This window comes from Pseudomonas sp. PDM25 (assembly GCF_019219045.1).
GTDB lineage: Bacteria > Pseudomonadota > Gammaproteobacteria > Pseudomonadales > Pseudomonadaceae > Aquipseudomonas.
On record NZ_JAHUWL010000003.1, the window covers coordinates 195,549 to 214,369 of the forward strand.

Consider the following 18,821-nt stretch of genomic DNA (forward strand, 5'->3'; position numbering starts at 1 on the left):
CTGTGGCTTTCGTACAACTCGCCGAGGGCGAACTACATTACCAACTCGATGGCCCGGCGGATGCGCCGGTGCTGGTGCTGTCCAACTCGCTGGGCACCAACCTGCACATGTGGGACGCGCAGATTGCGGCGTTCACCGAGCATTTTCGTGTGTTGCGTTTCGACACCCGGGGCCATGGCCAATCGCTGGTCACGCCTGGGCCGTACAACATCGAGCAACTGGGCCATGACGTGCTGGCGCTGCTGGATGCGTTGCACATCGAACGCGCGCATTTCTGCGGTCTGTCCATGGGCGGGCTGATTGGCCAGTGGCTGGGGATCAACGCGGGTGATCGCCTGAACAAACTGGTGGTGTGCAACACCGCGGCGAAAATCGGCGATCCGTCGGTGTGGAACCCGCGCATTGAAACCGTGCTGCGTGACGGTTCGGCCGCCATGGTCGCGCTGCGTGATGCGTCGATTGCGCGCTGGTTCACCGCAGATTTTGCTGAAGCCAATCCTGCTGCGGCGAAAAAAATCACGGACATGCTCGCGGCCACCTCGCCTGAAGGCTATGCCGCGAATTGTGCCGCCGTGCGCGATGCCGATTTCCGCGATCAGCTGTCCTCGATCAAGGTGCCGCTGCTGGTCATCGCCGGCACCGAAGACCCGGTCACGCCGCCGTCCGGCGGGCACTTCATTCAGGAACACGTGCAGGGCGCCGAGTACGCCGAGTTCTACGCCGCGCACCTGTCCAACGTTCAGGCCGGTGCTGCATTCAGCGAGCGCGTGTTGGCGTTTTTGTCAGCTGATTAAGGGGATTGTTGTGGACGAGAAACAACGCTACGACGAGGGCCTGAAAGTCCGTCGCGCGGTACTCGGCGACGCCCACGTCGACCGCAGCCTGAATGCGCTGACCGAGTTCAACTCGGAGTTTCAGGAGATGATCACCCGCCATGCCTGGGGCGACATCTGGACCCGTCCGGGGCTGGCGCGCCACACCCGCAGTCTGATCACCATCGCTATGCTGATCGGCATGAACCGCAATGAAGAACTCAAACTGCACCTGCGCGCCGCCGCCAACAACGGCGTGACCCGCGGCGAGATCAAGGAAGTGATCATGCAGAGCGCAATCTACTGCGGCATTCCGGCAGCGAATGCGACGTTCCATCTGGCGGAGTCGGTGTGGGATGAGTTGGGGGTTGAATCGCGGGAGTGATCCTGGCGATTTGCGGTGTCTGAGCTGACGCCATCGCGAGCAGGCTCACTCCCACAGTGATCCGGTTTGAACGCAATTCTTGTGTTCACAGAAAATTCCCTGTGGGAGCGAGCCTGCTCGCGAAAGCGGTGGGTCAGCTTGCATCGATGCTGAAGGTTAAACCGCCTTCGTCGGAATGCCGCCCAGACCAAGCCCGCTCCCACAGTGATCCGGTTGTAACGCAATTCTTGTGTTCACAGAAAATTCCCTGTGGGAGCGGGCTTGCTCGCGAAAGCGGTGGGTCAGCTTGCATCGATGCTGAAGGTTAAACCGCCTTCGCGAGCAAGCCCGCTCCCACAGTGATCCGGTTTGAACGCAATTCTTGTGTTCACCGAAAATCCCCTGTGGGAGCGAGCCTGCTCGCGAAAGCGGTGGGTCAGCTTGCATCGATGTTGAAGGTTAAACCGCCTTCGTCGGAATGCCGCCCAGACCAAGCCCGCTCCCACAGGTTTAAACCGTGGCCACAATGAAAATCCGCTTGAACGGAAACAACGTGTGCCCGTCACTCTCCGGCGGGTAGTGCGCATGCACGCGCATCAGGTAGTGGTAGATGAACCGCGCCTGTTCATCATTCTTCAGGCCCTGCATCACCGGCCGCAGCGCCGAGACTTTGACCCAGTCATAGATCGGTGACTTGCCGTCGACAACCTGTAGCTGTTCGGTCTCCCAGATATCCAGGGTCTGGGTGATCGGCGAAAGCAACCGATAGTAACTTTCCAAAGACAACAGCGGCCGCGCAGCCATGGCCTCGCGCAGTTGCGGGGTGCCGAGTGGTTTGCCACCGGGGCCTGCCTCTTCAAGGGTGTCGAGCATCAGTTTGTACCACAGCGCATCCCGCCAGTCGGGCATGTGCGCGGCCAGGCATCCACCCGGATTGAGCTGGCCGAGCAGTCGCGGCAACAACTGTTCGTGACCACTGACGAAGTGCAGTACGGCGGCGGCGAACAGCAGGTCCGCCGGTTGTTCGGGTTGCCAGTCGAGTAGATCGCAATGTTTCCATGACGCCTTGATCGGCAGACAACGGGCTTCGTCCAGCATTTGCTGCGAACTGTCGATGCCCTGCAACTGCGCTCGAGGCCAGCGCTTGGCCAACACTTGCGTGGCGATGCCGGTGCCGCATCCCAGGTCGTAGATGCGTTTGGGCTGTTTGAGTTCGACACGGTCGAGCAATTCATTGACCGGTCGTTGCCTGAGGCGGGAAAACTGCTGGTACGCCTTGGCGTCCCAGTCGGTAGTGCTGTCGGATGCCTTCAGCTCTCGACGCGTAATCATGAGGTGGTCCTCTCTGTCCATGAGTGCTCGGTGAGTGACTAGGCATCCGAGTTTTTTATCTCGCGATAGATACCGTTCCACAACTTGATTCGATGTTCGATAGCGTCAATGGCCGCCCGCAATGCTTTTTCTCGCAAGTCTGGCGTACTGATTAATCGAGATAATATTTTTTGTGCACCAGGTCCATGGTCGCCACTGTCTACTTCGATGTGTCGATTCAGGTAGTAAGTCAACTTAGGTGCTTGATGAGTGGTTAGCCCCCAGCGTTCCAACAGGGTATGGAACATTTCGGGTATCGGGTCTTCGCGGCCATAAAGAAAACTGCTGGCCACTTCAGCAGTCGAGGCCTTGCGCGCTGTTTTAATTGTGTGTTTGACGAACGTCTGTACGTACGCCGGAACATGGGCTTGATTTAGTGCCTTCCTTAAAGAAAGAGTATGTGCGAATTGATTGATGAATGTCTCTATTGTTTCAGTGGGCGCGTTGACTTCAGTCATTGCATCAAGGTATAGACGAAAGTGGCTGGTCGGGTGTCCATCATGGCCAATATCCGATTCTTCACCGGTAATGATTTCATTGATGAGTCGGGCACTATCTTCATTCTGCACCGGCATCCACGGTAGCTCTACACAGGTGAAGTCGCGTTGCAGACGTTTGGCCAGGCTCATGAAGTCCCATACTGCAAATACATGGTGACTCATGAACAGTCTGACGTGTTCGACCGAACGAATAGCGCCATAAATCGGGTGTTGGGCTAACCGATCCTGATAAGCCCTGAGTTCTTTTTCAAACATGGGTTGCATCCTTGCAAAAGCGTGGTGTAAGGGGGGACATACAGACCTGTGTTAAATAGCATTTCGCGGTTGGCGAAGATCTGCGAAAAGCCGTGACCATGCTTCAGGTGAGGGCAGCATTAAGCCGGTGACTTTCTTGTAATGTCGCCACTCATCACCAAATATGGATTCAAGGCGTTTGTCCATGTGCCATGTGCCCAAGTACATATAGATCGTGGCACCCACCGAAAAGAGCAGGGTGTCATACGTCATGATCGGGTGGGCCCAAAAAAATAACATCAGAAAAGTATGATGGGGGAAACGTACGTAACGTTTGATACCTTGCACTTGCATTCGATAGGGTGCGGGGATCTTTTGCCCTCTCAGTTTGGCAATTAATTGGTGAGCGCCGAGCCACTGCCAAAACGTTGAGGTATAACGAAAGCAGTAAATAGTTAGACCTAAAAGAGTAACCATCGATAACGCTGCAAAGTGAAACAGTGGGCTGCCCGGTATCAATACGTAGATATAATGCCCAGAGGGTTGCCAGTAAAAAATGCCAAGGGCCAGCGTGGCGGCAGAAAATACGCACATGCCAATATTCCAACTCCATTCCGGGAAGAATACTTCGTAAAGTTTCATCGCCGGTCGGGTTGTCAGGCAGGAGTGGATAAAACCATAAGAAACCATAATCAGTGTGTCGATCTGCCACCAGTTCATAGTGTTTTCCTTCCGTGGTTGAAAACTGCTGAATGTTGTTCCAGGCAGATTCTAGAAGTCTGGTAGACAGAGAGGTACTGTTAGAATTACTAGATTTTAAGTTTTTTTAGTAATAGAGTCGTGGTTAATTCGTTATAACGTGGTCGAACTACGAGCATCAAATGCACACAGCGTTTTTTGAGTAGGCCACTTCCGATGTGGCCTATTGCGTTCGGATTTTGTGTGGGTGTATATGAGGCGCCTTACAACAAACTGATCGGATAGCTGACGATCAACCGGTTCTCATCGAACTCGTTGTTGCTGAAGTCACGACGAATGGTCGAGTTGCGCCATTTGACGTTGAGGTCTTTGAGCGCGCCGCTCTGCACGGTGTAACCCAGTTCGCTTTCGCGGCCCCATTCCTTGCCGTCGGTGATGGTGCCGGTATGGACGTTGTCGCCGCTGATGTAACGGTTCATCAGGGTCAGGCCGGGAATGCCGAGGGCGACGAAGTTGTAGTCATGGCGTACCTGCCAGGATTTTTCTTTCGCATTGTCATAACTGGCGTTGTAACTGTCATTGGCCAGGGTGCCGCCGCTGGTGCCGTTGACCCGCATCCAGGCGTTGTCGCCGGTGAGTTTTTGCAGGCCGACATAGAAGGTGTTGCCGCCGTATTTGGCCGAGAACAGGCCCGACCAGGTCTTGTTGTCCAACTCGCCGGCCCGGGCGCTGCCGTCATCCTTGCCATAGAAAAAACCAAGGTTGGCGCCCAGGGTCCAGTCGCCGATGGGCTGGCTGTGGATCAGATTCACGTATTGCTGGCTGTAGATGTCCTTGAGTTCGGCGTTCCACACACCGATCTGGGTGCGTTTCTCGTTGAAGGCGTATTCGCCGCCCTGAAAGTTGAAACGGTCGGAGGTGAACGCTGGTTTTCCGGTCATCGACATGTCGTTCATGCTGCTGTCGTCGCGCGGGCTGTTGGCGCGGAACTGGCCGCCGTAGAGCGTCAGGCCGTTGATTTCCTTCGAGGTGATCTGGCCGCCACGAAAGGTTTGTGGCAGTGAACGACCGTCGTCCGAACGCAGGATCGGCAGCACCGGCATCCATTCGCCCACCTTCACTTCGGTCTGCGACAGCTTGGCCTTCAACGCCACGTTGGTGCGACCGAAGTTGTCCGCCGGGCGACCGTCGTGATCCAGCGGCAGCAACTGCGTACCGCCCGTGCCTTTACCGCCGTCGAGTTTCACCGAGTACAGCCCCAGCACATCCATGCCGAACCCGACGGTGCCCTGGGTGAACCCGGACTTGGCGTCGAGGATGAAGCTTTGGGTCCACTCTTCTGCCTTGCCCTGGGCTTTGGTCGGGTTGGTGAAGTTGCGATTGATGTAGAAGTTGCGCAGGTTCAGGTTGACCTTGGCACCTTCGACAAAGCCTGACTCTTCGGCCATGGTGGGCAGAGCCGTACTGGCCAGTGCAATGGCGATGAGGCTGGGGAACCAGTATTGAGTGTTGGAAGGTGTCATGTGTGCGGGTCTCTCTAGTTTTTAGGTGTGAAACGGGGCGCTGCCGCAACTGGGGGGTTGCAGACAAAAATTCTGAATTCGGGATAAAAACGAACGGGATCAGCCGGACAGGGCAGGGCGCGGGGGCATGGTGTCGAACCTGTTGTTATTGGTCTTGTGCGACGAATGGTGCGGGGGATGGGCGGGAGGGTTCAATCGGGGAAAGCGGGTTTTGGGCGATTATCGAACATAAGATTGGCCGGGGATTTGTATTGTTTGGGCGGGCCTCTTCGCGAGCAAGCCCGCTCCCACAGGGGATCTAGGGTGAACACAATATTGATGACAGCAGAGATCAACTGTGGGAGCGGGCTTGCTCGCGAAAGCGTCGGCATTGCCACTACACCTTTCCCCCGCAGACAACAAAAAGCCCACCAATCGGCGGGCTTCTTGTTTTACAGCGCTATCAGAACAACTTCAGCTTCGGCGCTTCTTCTTTCAACGGTTCGTTCTTCGCGGTCTGCTCGTTCCAGCCACCGCCCAGTGCCTTGTACAGATTGACGGCACTGACCAGTTGCGCCAGACGGTCGGTGATCAGTACTTGTTCAGCACTGAACAGCTGACGCTGGGCATCGAGGAAGGTCAGGTTGCTGTCGACACCAATGCGATAACGACGCTCGGCCAGACGGTAGTAGTCCTGGTTGGCGTTGACGAAATCACGCTGGGCCTGCAACTGATCGGTGTAGGTCTGGCGCGCGGCCAGGCCGTCGGCGACTTCCTGGAAGGCCGTTTGAATGGACTTTTCGTAGTTCGCCACGCCGATGTCTTTCTGGATTTTTGAATAATCCAGGCTGGCGCGCAGGCTGCCTGCGTTGAAGATCGGCAGGTTGATCTGCGGCTGGAACAACCAGGTGCCCGAACCGCCCTTGAACAGGCCGGACAGGTCCGGGCTCAGGGTCCCGGCATTGGCTGTCAGGCTGATGCTCGGGAAGAACGCAGCCCGCGCCGCGCCGATGTTGGCGTTGGCGGCTTTCAGGTTGTATTCGGCCTGAAGGATGTCCGGACGGCGTTGCAGCAAGTCCGATGGCAGACCGGCCGGCACTTCGCTCAGCAGGTCGTCAGCCAATGGCTTGGCCGCTTGCAGATTGGCCGGGATGCCAGTGCCGAGCAGCAACGCCAGGCTGTTTTCATCCTGGGCGACTTGACGGGTGTACTTGGCTTTTTGCGCGCGGGCGTTTTCCACCGAGGTACGCGACTGGGCCAGATCCAGGGCCGAGGCCACCCCCACTTCGTTGCTGCGGGCGGTGAGCTTGTAGCTCTCCTCGAACGCACCCAGGGTGTCCTGGGTCAGTTTCAGCAGTTCCTTGTCGGCCTGCCAGGTCAGGTAGGCGTTGGCCACACTGGCCACCAGGCTGATCTGGGTGCTGCGTCGTGCTTCTTCGGTGGCGAAGTACTTCTGCAAGGCTTCTTCGCTCAGGCTGCGAACCCGACCGAACAGGTCAAGTTCATAGGCGCTGATGCCGACCGTGGCCGAGTAGGAACTGTTGATGTCCGTTTGGCCGGTCTGCGAGGCCCGGGCCGGGACCCGTTGACGGCTGCCGGTACCGTTGGCCGACACGGCCGGGAACAGATCGGCACGCTGGATGCGGTATTGAGCCGCAAAGGCGTCGATGTTCAACGCCGCGACACGCAGGTCACGGTTGTTTTCCAGGGCGACCTGGATCAGTTGTTGCAGCGCCGGGTCATGGAAAAACTGCTTCCAGCCCTGTTCGGCGGCAGCCTGGGCAGGCGCCTGGGCCGGTGAATACGCCGGGCCTTGCGGGTATTGACCCGCGACCGGTGCTTCAGGCTGCTGATAATCGGGTATCAGCGAGCAGCCACCGAGCACGAAGGCGGCAACAGCCAGGGAAAGTAGCGACTTGCTCATAAGCCAGCCTCTTTAGAAGGTTCTAGAGCGTCGTCCTGGTCAGCAATTTTGCGCTGCCCCATGGCCGACACGGTGACGAAAAACAGCGGGACCCAGAATATCGCCAAAACGGTGGCGGTGATCATACCGCCAATCACCACGGTACCGATGGCGTGTTGGCTACCCGAGCCGGCGCCAGTGGAAATGGCCAGCGGCACGACGCCCAGGACAAACGCCAGGGACGTCATGATGATCGGACGCAAACGCATGCGGCAAGCCTCGATGGCGGCCTCCTGCAAGCTCTTGCCCTGTTCATGCAGGTCTTTGGCGAACTCGACGATCAGAATGGCGTTTTTCGCCGCCAGACCAATGGTGGTCAACAGACCCACCAGGAAGTACACGTCATTGGATAGACCGCGCAAGCTGGTCGCCATCAAGGCACCGATAATCCCCAGCGGCACCACGAGCACCACCGCAATCGGAATCGACCAGCTTTCATACAGCGCGGCCAGACACAGGAACACCATCAGGATCGACAACGCGAACAGCGCCGGCGCCTGCGAGCCCGCCAGTCGTTCTTCGTACGACAGGCCGGTCCAGGAAATACCGACACCGGCCGGCAGTTTCTGGGCCAGGGCTTCGACTTCGGCCATGGCTTCACCGGTGGAATAGCCGGGTGCCGGGGCACCGAGGATTTCCATCGCTTCTACGCCGTTGTAACGCGACAGCTTCGGTGCACCGTAAATCCACTCACCCTTGGCGAACGCGGAGAAGGGAACCATGGTGCCGGCGCTGTTGCGTACGTACCATTTCTTCACGTCTTCAGGGCTCATGCGCGCGCCCGGCTGGCCTTGTACGTAAACCTTCTTCACCCGACCGCGGTCGATGAAGTCGTTGACGTAGCTACTGCCCAGCGCAATCGACAGGGTGCTGTTGATGTCGGCGATGGTAATGCCCAGGGCACTGGCCTTCTCGTCATCGATTTCCAGTTGGTATTGCGGCTCGTCGTTCAGACCGTTCGGGCGGACCTGCGACAGCACCTTGCTCTGCGCCGCCATACCGAGGAACTGGTTACGTGCAGCCATCAGTGCGTCGTGACCGATACCGGCACGGTCTTGCAGGAACACGTCGAAACCGGTGGCGTTACCCAGTTCCAGCACCGCCGGAGGTGCGAACGCAAACACCATGGCGTCACGGAAGGTGAAGAAATGCTGCTGGGCACGGGCCGCAACTTTGAACACGCTGTTGTCGGCGTTACGTTCGTGCCACGGTCTGAGCATGATGAACGCCATACCCGAACTCTGACCACGGCCGGCGAAGTTGAAGCCGGTCACGGTAAACACCGAGGCCACCGCGTCACCTTCACCGCCGTCCTTGCCCGGACGCAGCAGGAACTCACGCATCTCGTCCACGACCACTTGCGTGCGCTGGGAACTGGAACCGGCCGGGGTTTGCACCTGGGCAAACAGTACACCTTGGTCTTCTTCCGGCAGGAACGCGGATGGAATACGCAGGAACAACCAGATCATGCCGACGACGATGATCACGTACACCAGCAGATACGGCACCTTGTTGCGCAGAATGTTGCCAACGCCGCGCTCGTAGCTTTTCACACTACGGTCGAAGTTGCGGTTGAACCAGCCGAAAAATCCGCGTTTCGGGACGCCGTGCTCACCCTTGGGAATCGCTTTGAGCATGGTGGCGCAGAGCGCCGGGGTAAAGATCAGTGCGACCAGTACCGACAGGGCCATGGCCGAGACGATGGTGATCGAAAACTGCTTGTAGATCACGCCGGTGGAACCGCCGAAGAATGCCATCGGCAACAGTACCGCCGAGAGCACCAGGGCAATACCGACCAGTGCACCCTGGATCTGCCCCATGGATTTCTTGGTGGCCTCCTTGGGTGACAGGCCTTCTTCGCTCATGACCCGTTCGACGTTCTCCACCACGACGATGGCGTCGTCCACCAGCAAACCGATGGCCAGCACCATGCCGAACATGGTCAGGGTGTTGATGCTGAAACCGAACGCCGCGAGGATCCCGAAGGTCCCCAGCAGTACCACGGGCACGGTCATCGTGGTGATGACGGTGGCGCGGAAGTTTTGCAGGAACAGGAACATCACCAGGAACACCAGCACGATCGCTTCGACCAGGGTTTCAACCACACCCTTGATCGACTCGGTCACCACCGGCGTGGTGTCGTACGGGAAGACCACTTCCATCCCTTGCGGGAAGAACGGCTTGAGGGATTCGATGGTCTTGCGCAGCGCTTTTGCCGTGTCGAGGGCGTTGGCACCGTTGGCCAGTTTCACCGCCAGACCGGAGGCCGGGCTGCCGTTGAACTGGGCGCTGATCGAGTAGTTTTCACCGCCCAGACCGACATCCGCCACGTCGCCGACACGCACTTGCGAGCCATCCTTGTTGACCTTCAGCAGGATGGCCTTGAACTGCTCAGCCGTTTGCAGACGGGTCTTGCCGATGATCGTCGCGTTCAGTTGCTGACCGGCCACGGCAGGCAAGCCACCGAGTTGACCGGACGACACCTGGACGTTTTGCGCGGCGATGGCGGTTTTCACGTCGCCCGGGGTCAGGTTGAAGTTGTTCAACTTGGCCGGGTCGAGCCAGATCCGCATTGCGTACTGGGCACCGAAGACCTGGAAGTCACCCACACCGGCGGTCCGCGAGATCGGGTCCTGCATGTTCGACACGATGTAGTTGGACAGGTCGTCCTTGGTCATGCTGCCGTCGCGCGACACCACGCCGATCACCATCAGGAAGTTTTTCACTGCCTTGGTCACGCGGATACCCTGTTGCTGCACTTCTTGCGGCAGCAGCGGGGTGGCCAGGTTCAGCTTGTTCTGGACCTGAACCTGCGCGGTATCGGAGTTGGTGCCCTGCTCGAAGGTCGCGGTAATGGTCATGCTGCCGTCGGAGTTACTTTCCGAGGAGACATAACGCAGGTTATCGATACCGTTGAGCTGTTGCTCGATCACCTGGACCACGGTGTCCTGCACGGTTTGTGCGGACGCGCCCGGGTAGGTCACAGAGATCGCAATGGCCGGAGGCGCAATGCTCGGGTATTGGTTGATCGGCAGTTTGAGGATCGATAGTGCCCCGACCAGCATGATGACCAGGGCAATTACCCAGGCAAAAATCGGACGGTCGATAAAAAATCTGGACATGGTTTACTCCCCTTTGCCGCTGGAAGCCTTGTTAGCTACCTGTGCGGGGGCCGGGTTCTTTGCGCCAACGTTAGTCGCTTCACTGGCCTTTACTTCGACGCCAGGTTTAACGAATTGCAGTCCTTCGGTGATCAGGCGGTCGCCAGCCTTCAGGCCGTCTTCGATCAACCATTGGTTGCCGACGGTGCGGCTGGCCTTGAGGTGACGCAGTTCGACCTTGTTATCCGGGCCGACGACCAGCGCGGTCGGGGTGCCTTTGAGATCACGGGTCACGCCTTGTTGCGGAGCGAGGATCGCCGCGCTGTTCACACCGGCCTGCAGTTGGGCGTGTACAAACATGCCGGGCAGCAGGGTGTGGTCAGGGTTCGGGAATACCGCACGCAAGGTCACGGAACCGGTGGTCTGGTCTACCGAGACTTCCGAGAACTCGAGCTTGCCTTCCTGTTTGTACTGGCTGCCGTCTTCGAGGGTCAGCTTGACCGCGGCCGCGTTGTCGCCAGATTTTTGCAGACGACCGCTTTCCAGTTCGCGGCGCAGTTCCAGCAGCTCTACCGAAGACTGGGTCACGTCGACATAGATCGGGTCGAGTTGCTGAATCACCGCCATCGCTTCGACCTGGCCGCTGGTGACCAGCGCGCCTTCAGTCACGGTCGAGCGGCCGATGCGGCCGGAGAGCGGCGCGTAAACCTTGGTGTAACGCACATTGATCTGGGCGCTTTGCAGGGCGGCTTCCGATTGCAACCGGTTGGCCAGGGCCGTGTCGTATTCCTGACGGCTCACCGCCTGTTCGCTGACCAACTGCTTGTAGCGGTCGGAAATCGATTTGGTCTGTTGCAGGTTGGCTTCGGCGCTTTTCAGAGTGGCTTCATAAACCGCCGGATCGATCTGATACAGCTGCTGGCCGGCTTTGACGTCGCCGCCTTCCTTGAACAGGCGCTTGAGAATGATGCCGTTGACCTGAGGGCGAACTTCGGCGATGCGGTACGCGCTGGTACGGCCCGGAAGCTCGGAGGTCAGGGTGAAGGCTTGAGGTTGCAGAGTAACGACGCCGACCTGAGGGGGTGGTGCGGCAGGTGCCGCCTCTTCCTTTTTGCATCCGCTGAGCAGCGATGCCAAGGCGAGGGCGGTGACCAGAGCGGTAACAGCTGGCTTGAATTGCATGAAAATCCTCGGGTCAGGCGCGCAAATTGCGCACTCGAAAGGTGGAAAGGTAAAAAATGTGCGCTGAGTGGATAAGTAGCTTGCTAAGGAATATACTTACGTTCATGGTTGTTTGTAAATACCTTGGTCGCGTATCCACACCGTTACAAAAGCCGTTCAAGGGTTCGAATTGTAGGCCGGGGACGACGTCTGAGAGCGATCGCCCCACTTTTATTCAGCTGATGTTCAGACATCGCTGAAGCATCCTGATTGAGGTTGTACTGTCATGGTCCGTCGCACCAAAGAGGAAGCTCAAGAAACCCGCAGCCAGATACTGGAAGCGGCAGAAAAGGCCTTTTACGAAAGGGGCGTGGCGCGCACGACACTGGCGGATATCGCTACCCTGGCCGGGGTCACTCGCGGGGCCATCTATTGGCATTTCAGCAACAAGGCGGATCTGGTGCAGGCCATGCTTGATACCTTGCATGAGCCGCTGGATGAAATGGCCAAGGCCAGTGAAAGCGAAGATGAACTCGACCCCTTGGGCTGCATGCGCAAACTGCTGATTCATTTGTTTCATCAAGTTGCCATGGATCCGAAAACCCGACGCATCAATGAGATTCTGTTTCATAAGTGCGAATTCACCGATGAAATGTGCGACCTGCGCCAGCAGCGCCGAGCGGTCAGCCTTGATTGCAATGTGCGAATCGCCCTGGCCCTGAGTAATGCGGTCAATCGGGGACAGTTACCGGAAAGCCTCGATACGGCCCGCGCGGCCATCAGCCTGCATGCATACATCGACGGCATCCTGTATCAGTGGCTGTTGGCGCCCGACAGTTTTGAACTGCATATCGACGCCGAGTGTTTGGTTGATACAGGGTTGGATATGCTGCGCCTGAGCCCCAGCCTGCGCAAATGAAACAAAATACCTAATGGGGGGCTTTTATATACGTACGCTCGCCAGGTTGATAGGTAGTGAGCTACCTGATTTGTAGGGATTTTGTGAGTAACCCGGTTGCCAAAAAGCCCCGGCTCTTTCGAGTCGGGGCTTTTGCGTTTCAAGGGGAGACGCTTACAACACCGGGTAGTCGATGTAGCCGACCGGGCCCTTGGCGTAGAACAGTTCAGGACGCGCCTCGTTCAGCGGCGCATCGGCCTTCAACCGTGCCGGCAAGTCTGGGTTGGCAATGAATGGCACGCCGAAGGCCACCGCATCGGCCTTGCCGCTGGCGAGCCAGGCGTTGGCGCTGTCTTTGGTGAAGCGTTCGTTGACGATGTACGGGCCGCCGAACGCTTCTTTCAATTGTGGACCCAGGCTGTCGCCATCTTCTTTCTCGCGGGAGCAAATGAAGGCGATGCCACGTTTGCCCAGTTCGCGAGCGACGTAAGTGAAGGTCTCGGACAGATTGTCGTCGCCCATGTCATGGAGGTCGGCACGGGGTGACAGGTGCATACCTACGCGGCCTGCGCCCCAGACTTCGATTGCGGCATCGGTCACTTCCAGCAACAGGCGCGCACGATTTTCCACGGAACCGCCGTAGTTGTCGGTGCGCTGGTTGGTGCTGCTTTGCAGGAACTGGTCGAGCAGGTAACCGTTGGCGCCATGAATTTCCACACCGTCGAAACCGGCCGCCTTGGCGTTCTCGGCACCGACGCGGTAGGCGTCGACGATGTCGGCGATTTCAGCGGTTTCCAGGGCGCGTGGGGTTGGGAAGTCAGCCATTGGGCGAACCAGGCTGACATGGCCTTTTGGCTGAATGGCACTTGGTGCGACCGGCACCTCACCGCCCAGGTACGACCCGTGGGAAATACGGCCGACGTGCCACAGTTGCAGGAAAATCTTGCCGCCCGCGCCGTGGATAGCCTTGGTCACATTGGCCCAGCCACGCACTTGATCGTTGGACCAGATACCCGGGGTGTCCGGGTAGCCGACGCCCATTGGCGTGACCGAAGTGGCCTCGCTGAGGATCAGGCCGGCCGAGGCGCGCTGTACGTAGTACTCGGCCATCAGCGCGTTTGGCACGCGGCCTTCGTCTGCGCGGCAGCGGGTCAGCGGCGCCATGATGATGCGGTTGGCCAACTCGAGGTCGCCCAGTTTGATCGGATCGAAAATAGTCGTCATGAAATAGCTCTCCGGTAGAGATCAGTTGGTAGCAGGGGCCAGTTCGGGATTGCCGCTCTGACGGAAGGTAATCAGGGTCACCAGCAGGGCGAGTACCGCCAGTGCTGCTGCCGCGAGAGGAACGCTGGTCAGGCCGAAACCGTGGGCGATGACGCTGCCACCGACCCAGGCACCCAGTGCGTTGCCGATGTTGAAAGCGCCGATGTTCAGCGTCGACACCAGGTTCGGTGCGGCCTTGCCGTAGGTCACCACGTTCACTTGCAGGGCGGGCACGGCGGCAAAACACGCGGTGGCCCAGAGGAACAGGGTGATTTCAGTAGGAATCAGCGCAACGCTGGTCCAGGTCAGTACGGTCGAGATCACGGCCATCGAGATAAAGACGCCAATCAACGTGGCGGCCATGCCTTTGTCAGCCAGTTTGCCGCCGATGATGTTGCCGACTGTCAGGCCCAGACCGATGAGCATCAGGGTCCAGGTCACGCCTTTGGGCGAGACGCCGGTGACATCGCCGAGCAGCGGGGCGACGTAGGTGAACAGGGTGAATACGGAAGCTGCGAACAACGCGGTCATGCTCAACGACAGCCAGATTCCGGCGCCTTTGAGGGCGCGCAGTTCGGCGCGCATGTCGAGTTTCTCTTCATCGCGTTTGGCCGGCAGGAAGCGGATCAGGCCGATCAATGCGATCACGCCAATCACGGTCACCGCCCAGAAGGTCGAACGCCAACCTGCTTCCTGGCCGAGCGCGGTGCCCAGCGGAACGCCGAGCACGTTGGCCAGGGTCAGGCCGGTGAACATCAAGGCCACGGCCGAAGCGCGCTTGTTCGCTGGCACCAGGCCTGCCGCCACCACCGAACCGATACCGAAGAACGCACCGTGGCAGAGGGCGGTGACCACTCGGGCAAACATCAGCACGTTGTAGTCAGTAGCCATTGCACAGAGCAGGTTGCCGACGATGAAGATGCCCATCAACGCTACCAGCGCAGCCTTGCGCGGCAATCTGGAGGTGGCCAGTGCCATGAACGGCGCACCGATGGCCACGCCCAGGGCGTAACCGGTCACCAGCCAGCCGGCGCCGGGAATCGACACACCGAGGTCCGCCGCCACATCGGGCAGCAAGCCCATGATGACGAACTCGGTGGTGCCGATGGCGAAGGCGCTCAAGGCCAGAATGAGTAGCGAGAGGGGCATTGTTGATTCCTTGTCGGCTTGCTGACGTTAAGGGTCAGAGCTCTTTGCTGAAGGTCTTGAGGAATTCCTGAATGGTTTCCTCATTGCGTTTGAAAAAATGCCACTGGCCGACTTTGCGGCTGCTGATCAGGCCGGCGCGTTGCAGGGTTGCCAGGTGTGCAGACACCGTGGACTGTGACAAACCGCAACGTTGATCGATCTGCCCGGCGCAGACGCCGTGCTCGTTGCTGTGAGACTGATCGGGGAATTCGACGGACGGGTCTTTGAGCCAGTGCAGGATTTCTCGCCGTACTGGGTGTGCCAGGGCTTTTATTATTTCGTCGAGATTGAGGGTCATGGTGTTGGGCTCGTGATGAGTAAAACGCTATATCGCGATGAGGCGAACTTTAAATCGGTAATTCGCGATATACCAATATGATTTTGGTCTGATGACCGCATAATTCGGTATATCGAGTTATAACGATATGTTGAGTGTAACGATACCAAGGCGCAGTGCTAAGCTGCGCCCATGAACTATCTCGCACATCTGCACCTCGGTGGCCAGCGCCCCGGTCAATTGCTCGGCAGTCTGTATGGCGATTTTGTCAAAGGACGGCTGCAAGGGCAGTTCGATCCGGAAATCGAAGCGGCCATCCAGCTGCATCGCAGCATCGATGTCTTTACCGACCGCCATCCGTTGGTGGACGTTTCGTTGTCACGGTTTTCCATGACCCGCCGGCGTTACGCCGGGATTGTGCTCGACGTGTTTTTCGACCATTGCCTGGCCCGGGACTGGACGCTGTACGCCGACCAGCCGCTGGAGCAATTCACTTCGGGTGTGTACCGGGTGCTGTCCGCCGAGGCGCAATTGCCGGAACGCCTGGCGCAGATCGCGCCGCATATGGTGGCCAATGACTGGTTGGGTTCCTATCAAGAATTTGCGGTGTTGGAGCAGGTGCTGCGGGGGATTTCACGGAGGCTGACGCGACCGGAGGAGCTGGCCGCAGCGATGCAGGAATTGCGAGTGTTGTATGAACCGTTGAGCGATGACTTTCGGTTGTTCTATCCGCAGCTTCAGGATTTCGCGCAGAACTATCCAACAACATAAACCCCCTGTGGGAGCGGGCTTGCTCGCGAAAGCGGTGTGTCAGCTGGCATCAATGCTGAATGACACACCGCTTTCGCGAGCAAGCCCGCTCCCACAGGGGATGTGTGTTTAAGCCGCGATTGCGGGGCGCAGTGGTTCCGGTTGCGCCTGCGGAATCGCCCCAAACAACGCCTTCTGCACCGCCTGCTGTGCCTCGAACGCCAGTGCCGCACGCTCGCGACCTTCACATGCGATCGGCTTGAGCAAATGAATCTCCACGTCCCCCCGATCATTTGCAAACAAGCGCATCAAGTGCGAGAGCAAATCATCATCGCCAATGAACGGTGCCAGCGAATCGAGCTTCCCGTCGCGCAGATAACGAATCGCCACCGGCTGCAACTTCACTTCGGAGTCGATTGCTGCAGACAGCAATCGACCGTGGAAAGTACGCAACGAGCGGCCATCGGTGGTGGTGCCTTCCGGGAACATCAGCAGCGGATGTTCCTGCTCCAGATGACGGGTCATCTGTTTGCGGATCAACTGGCTGTCGCCCGACCCTCGACGGATAAACAAGCTGCCAGCCTTGGCCGCCAACCAGCCCGCCACCGGCCAGGTGCGCACTTCGGCCTTGGACAGGAATGACAGCGGCGTGAGCATGCCCAGCAGCGGAATGTCGGTCCAGGACACATGATTGCTGACCCAGAGCATCGGCGCCTTCGGCAATTCACCGTGCACGGTCACGCGAAAGGGCAGGGCATTGCTCAGGCGTGCCATGAAAAATCGCGACCAGCGCTGGCGACGGACCATCGAATGAGCAATCCCCAGGCGTTCGAACAACCCGAATACACCGGCCATGCTCAACCCCAGCGCCACCACCACCAACACTCGCGCAATCCGCGCGTACACCCGTAACCGACTCATCACACGGCCGCCTTGAAGTGCTTGGCATAACGCGGGCAGAGCTCGTCGCGCTTGAGCAGGATGAACACGTCGGCGACCTGGAAATCTTCGTCCCAGCACGGTTCGCCGCAGATCTTCGCGCCAAGGCGCATGTAGGCCTTGAGCAGCGGTGGCATTTCGGCGATGACGTTGGACGGGATGTCGAGGCTCGGCAGCGGCTTTTTCGGTTCGGCCCGCAGGTGTTCAGTGCACAGGTAACGTTCGCGCAAGCGCTGCATGATCGCGTGGGCTTGAATGCCGCCGTCCTGCATCGGGATGCTCGCGCAACCCATCAAATAGCTGTAGCCGCCCTGGTTCAGCACTTCGGCCAGCTCGCCCCAGAGTACGGCGATGGTGCCGCCGTTACGGTAGGCCGGGTCGACGCAAGTGCGACCGATTTCCAGGATCGGGCCTTTGAGATGGACCAGGCCATGCAGGCTGAATTCTTCTTCGCTGTAGAACTTGCCCAGGCTGCTGGCGGCGGTGTGGTCGAGCAAACGGGTAGTCGCCACCAGTCGCCCGGTGTTCAAGTCACGCACGCCGATGTGGGCGCAGTGAACATCATAGTCATCCATGTCCAGACCCAGCTCCGCGCCTTTGAGCTTGGCGTTGAATTCGCCGCTGAACACGTTGAAGCGCAGGGCCTGGGCTTCCTGCAAGGCCTCGGCGCCCACCAGGCGTTCGGCTTGCAGGCGGCGTTCATTGCCGGTGTCGCTGATGCGGGCGATCTGAGTCATTGCGAATCTCCGTACGGGCCGGTCACCCGTCTTGGGTTGCAGCCGATCGACTTTCTTTATGCAGCCGTGTTGTGCAAAGTCAGGCTATGTAGCCCCGGTGTCATCGCCATGAAGCTTTGGTGATGCTTATATGACAGCCTTTGAGGAGCCTCTTATGCTCTGGCAAAACCTGCTGCGCCGCTGTGAACGTCTGCCCGCCAACCCGGACCTGAGCGAGGGTTTCGCGACCTTGTTGCACCCGTTGGGCAACGTCACGCCGTTCGAACTGGCGGTGGCCGGCGGGCGTTTGATGTCGACGCCGGGACTGGCGTTTCTGGTGGGCTATCAGGCGGCGTTGCGCATGCTCTGGCCGAGCGCGCCGTTGAGTCTCGGCGCGTTGTGCGCGACCGAACAGCGCAGCCTGCGGGTGGCGGACATGCAGACCCGTCTGCACGATTTGCGCCTGAGCGGGCGCAAGGATTTTGTCACCGCAGGCGATGCCGCCGATTGGCTGCTGATCGCTGCTCGCAGTGAAGCACCGGACGAAAAACCGCGCCTGAGCCTGGCGGTGGTTTATCCCGGTGAACCGGGCGTGCGTCTGGAGAAGCTACCGGCGATCCCGTTGATGCCAGACATCAGCCATGGTCGGCTGTTTCTCGATAACGCTCAGTGCGAACTGTTGGCGGGGGATGGCTGGGAGGCCTACATCAAACCGTTTCGCACCCTTGAAGACATTTACGTTCTGAGCGCCATGACCGCCTGGCTGTACGGCATCGGTCAGGACAGCGACTGGCCGCAAGCCTTGCAACTGCGTTTGCTGGCGCTGCTGGCCGGGTGCGCGGAAGTCAGCCGGCAGGCGCCGAATAATCCGTCCGGGCATGTGTTGCTCGGTGGCTTGTTTGCGCAGTTCGATGGGCTCAAGGCTGAGGTGACTCAGGCACTGGCCGATGGCCCGCCGCAGTGGGCGGCGATGTGGCAGCGTGATCAGGGAGTGATGGATCTGGCGGCGGGGGCGCGGGGGAAGCGGTTGGCCAAGGCACTCGCGGGATCTTCGCTGGATTGACGGGCCCCTTCGCGAGCAAG

At 58.9% G+C, this 18,821-nt stretch carries 17 protein-coding genes; 5 read left to right on the plus strand and 12 right to left on the minus strand.

From position 1 onward, the window contains the following. The first annotated feature begins 2 nt into the window (after positions 1-2). Positions 3-794, plus strand: coding sequence for a 3-oxoadipate enol-lactonase (gene pcaD / locus KW848_RS06460; protein WP_218536349.1), 792 nt, complete (start codon positions 3-5; stop codon positions 792-794). A gap of 10 nt (positions 795-804) precedes the next feature. Beyond that, complete coding sequence (pcaC, locus tag KW848_RS06465) at positions 805-1,197, plus strand: 4-carboxymuconolactone decarboxylase (RefSeq protein WP_218536350.1); 393 nt, start codon at positions 805-807, stop codon at positions 1,195-1,197. Between the two features lie 489 nt (positions 1,198-1,686). On the opposite strand, the gene KW848_RS06470 is transcribed toward pcaC, so the two are convergent. The 7 genes from KW848_RS06470 to KW848_RS06500 all read right to left on the minus strand — a co-directional run bounded on the left by KW848_RS06470 (position 1,687) and on the right by KW848_RS06500 (position 11,728). Beyond that, entirely contained in the window at positions 1,687-2,508 is an 822-nt protein-coding gene (locus KW848_RS06470; RefSeq protein ID WP_218536351.1) for a methyltransferase domain-containing protein, read from the minus strand. 38 nt (positions 2,509-2,546) lie between these two features. Then, entirely contained in the window at positions 2,547-3,302 is a 756-nt protein-coding gene (locus KW848_RS06475; protein ID WP_218536352.1) for a DUF3050 domain-containing protein, read from the minus strand. A gap of 51 nt (positions 3,303-3,353) precedes the next feature. Then, positions 3,354-4,001, minus strand: coding sequence for a hypothetical protein (locus KW848_RS06480; RefSeq protein ID WP_218536353.1), 648 nt, complete (start codon positions 3,999-4,001; stop codon positions 3,354-3,356). 242 nt (positions 4,002-4,243) lie between these two features. Further along, positions 4,244-5,503, minus strand: coding sequence for an OprD family porin (locus KW848_RS06485; RefSeq protein ID WP_218536354.1), 1,260 nt, complete (start codon positions 5,501-5,503; stop codon positions 4,244-4,246). A gap of 442 nt (positions 5,504-5,945) precedes the next feature. Then, positions 5,946-7,406 carry an efflux RND transporter outer membrane subunit EmhC gene (gene emhC / locus KW848_RS06490; protein ID WP_111450919.1) on the minus strand — a complete coding sequence of 487 codons (1,461 nt, stop codon included), beginning with the start codon at positions 7,404-7,406 and terminating at the stop codon, positions 5,946-5,948. Next, the gene (gene emhB / locus KW848_RS06495) at positions 7,403-10,567 is read right to left on the minus strand and encodes an efflux RND transporter permease subunit EmhB (protein ID WP_218536355.1); all 3,165 of its coding nucleotides are present in this window, start codon (positions 10,565-10,567) and stop codon (positions 7,403-7,405) included. The genes emhC and emhB overlap by 4 nt, the downstream gene beginning before the upstream one ends. 3 nt (positions 10,568-10,570) lie before the next feature. Continuing rightward, the gene (locus KW848_RS06500) at positions 10,571-11,728 is read right to left on the minus strand and encodes an efflux RND transporter periplasmic adaptor subunit (protein WP_192406541.1); all 1,158 of its coding nucleotides are present in this window, start codon (positions 11,726-11,728) and stop codon (positions 10,571-10,573) included. A gap of 265 nt (positions 11,729-11,993) precedes the next feature. On the opposite strand from KW848_RS06500, the gene emhR reads away from it, so the two are divergent. Beyond that, on the plus strand, positions 11,994-12,626 hold the full coding sequence (gene emhR / locus KW848_RS06505; RefSeq protein WP_111450916.1) for an efflux system transcriptional repressor EmhR: 633 nt from the start codon (positions 11,994-11,996) through the stop codon (positions 12,624-12,626). A gap of 153 nt (positions 12,627-12,779) precedes the next feature. Here emhR and KW848_RS06510 read toward each other — a convergent pair whose 3' ends face one another. From KW848_RS06510 to KW848_RS06520, 3 genes are read right to left on the minus strand one after another with little or no spacing between them, the layout of a single operon-like run. After that, a complete protein-coding gene (locus KW848_RS06510; protein ID WP_218536356.1) occupies positions 12,780-13,829 on the minus strand; it encodes an alkene reductase in 1,050 nt (349 codons plus the stop codon). 21 nt (positions 13,830-13,850) lie between these two features. Continuing rightward, positions 13,851-15,017 carry an MFS transporter gene (locus tag KW848_RS06515; RefSeq protein ID WP_008152916.1) on the minus strand — a complete coding sequence of 389 codons (1,167 nt, stop codon included), beginning with the start codon at positions 15,015-15,017 and terminating at the stop codon, positions 13,851-13,853. A gap of 34 nt (positions 15,018-15,051) precedes the next feature. Then, positions 15,052-15,354: a helix-turn-helix transcriptional regulator gene (locus tag KW848_RS06520; protein WP_218536357.1), complete on the minus strand. Its 303-nt coding sequence runs from the start codon at positions 15,352-15,354 to the stop codon at positions 15,052-15,054. A 171-nt stretch (positions 15,355-15,525) separates the two neighbouring features. Here KW848_RS06520 and KW848_RS06525 point away from each other — a divergent pair, with 171 nt between their 5' ends. Beyond that, a complete protein-coding gene (locus KW848_RS06525) occupies positions 15,526-16,104 on the plus strand; it encodes an ACP phosphodiesterase (RefSeq protein ID WP_218536358.1) in 579 nt (192 codons plus the stop codon). 108 nt (positions 16,105-16,212) lie between these two features. Here the strand turns inward: KW848_RS06525 and KW848_RS06530 are convergent, their stop codons facing one another. Both KW848_RS06530 and olsB read right to left on the minus strand, forming a co-directional pair. Further along, positions 16,213-17,004, minus strand: coding sequence for a 1-acyl-sn-glycerol-3-phosphate acyltransferase (locus KW848_RS06530; RefSeq protein ID WP_218536359.1), 792 nt, complete (start codon positions 17,002-17,004; stop codon positions 16,213-16,215). After that, positions 17,004-17,759 (minus strand): L-ornithine N(alpha)-acyltransferase, encoded by a 756-nt coding sequence (gene olsB, locus KW848_RS06535; RefSeq protein WP_008152922.1) that lies wholly within the window; start codon positions 17,757-17,759, stop codon positions 17,004-17,006. The genes KW848_RS06530 and olsB overlap by 1 nt, the downstream gene beginning before the upstream one ends. Positions 17,760-17,913: 154 nt before the next feature. Between olsB and KW848_RS06540 the strand changes: the two genes are divergently transcribed. Further along, positions 17,914-18,801: an acyl-CoA dehydrogenase family protein gene (locus tag KW848_RS06540; protein ID WP_218536360.1), complete on the plus strand. Its 888-nt coding sequence runs from the start codon at positions 17,914-17,916 to the stop codon at positions 18,799-18,801. The last annotated feature ends 20 nt before the right edge of the window (positions 18,802-18,821 follow it).

Coding starts and splice junctions, on each gene's coding strand:
- KW848_RS06515 (WP_008152916.1), bottom strand. CDS start 15,017: ATGCCCCTCTCGCTACTCATTCTGGCCTTGAGCGCCTTCGCCATCGGC.
- KW848_RS06470 (WP_218536351.1), bottom strand. CDS start 2,508: ATGATTACGCGTCGAGAGCTGAAGGCATCCGACAGCACTACCGACTGG.
- emhC (WP_111450919.1), bottom strand. CDS start 7,406: ATGAGCAAGTCGCTACTTTCCCTGGCTGTTGCCGCCTTCGTGCTCGGT.
- emhB (WP_218536355.1), bottom strand. CDS start 10,567: ATGTCCAGATTTTTTATCGACCGTCCGATTTTTGCCTGGGTAATTGCC.
- KW848_RS06480 (WP_218536353.1), bottom strand. CDS start 4,001: ATGAACTGGTGGCAGATCGACACACTGATTATGGTTTCTTATGGTTTT.
- KW848_RS06485 (WP_218536354.1), bottom strand. CDS start 5,503: ATGACACCTTCCAACACTCAATACTGGTTCCCCAGCCTCATCGCCATT.
- KW848_RS06525 (WP_218536358.1), top strand. CDS start 15,526: ATGAACTATCTCGCACATCTGCACCTCGGTGGCCAGCGCCCCGGTCAA.
- KW848_RS06520 (WP_218536357.1), bottom strand. CDS start 15,354: ATGACCCTCAATCTCGACGAAATAATAAAAGCCCTGGCACACCCAGTA.
- emhR (WP_111450916.1), top strand. CDS start 11,994: ATGGTCCGTCGCACCAAAGAGGAAGCTCAAGAAACCCGCAGCCAGATA.
- olsB (WP_008152922.1), bottom strand. CDS start 17,759: ATGACTCAGATCGCCCGCATCAGCGACACCGGCAATGAACGCCGCCTG.
- KW848_RS06510 (WP_218536356.1), bottom strand. CDS start 13,829: ATGACGACTATTTTCGATCCGATCAAACTGGGCGACCTCGAGTTGGCC.
- KW848_RS06540 (WP_218536360.1), top strand. CDS start 17,914: ATGCTCTGGCAAAACCTGCTGCGCCGCTGTGAACGTCTGCCCGCCAAC.
- KW848_RS06530 (WP_218536359.1), bottom strand. CDS start 17,004: ATGAGTCGGTTACGGGTGTACGCGCGGATTGCGCGAGTGTTGGTGGTG.
- KW848_RS06475 (WP_218536352.1), bottom strand. CDS start 3,302: ATGTTTGAAAAAGAACTCAGGGCTTATCAGGATCGGTTAGCCCAACAC.
- KW848_RS06500 (WP_192406541.1), bottom strand. CDS start 11,728: ATGCAATTCAAGCCAGCTGTTACCGCTCTGGTCACCGCCCTCGCCTTG.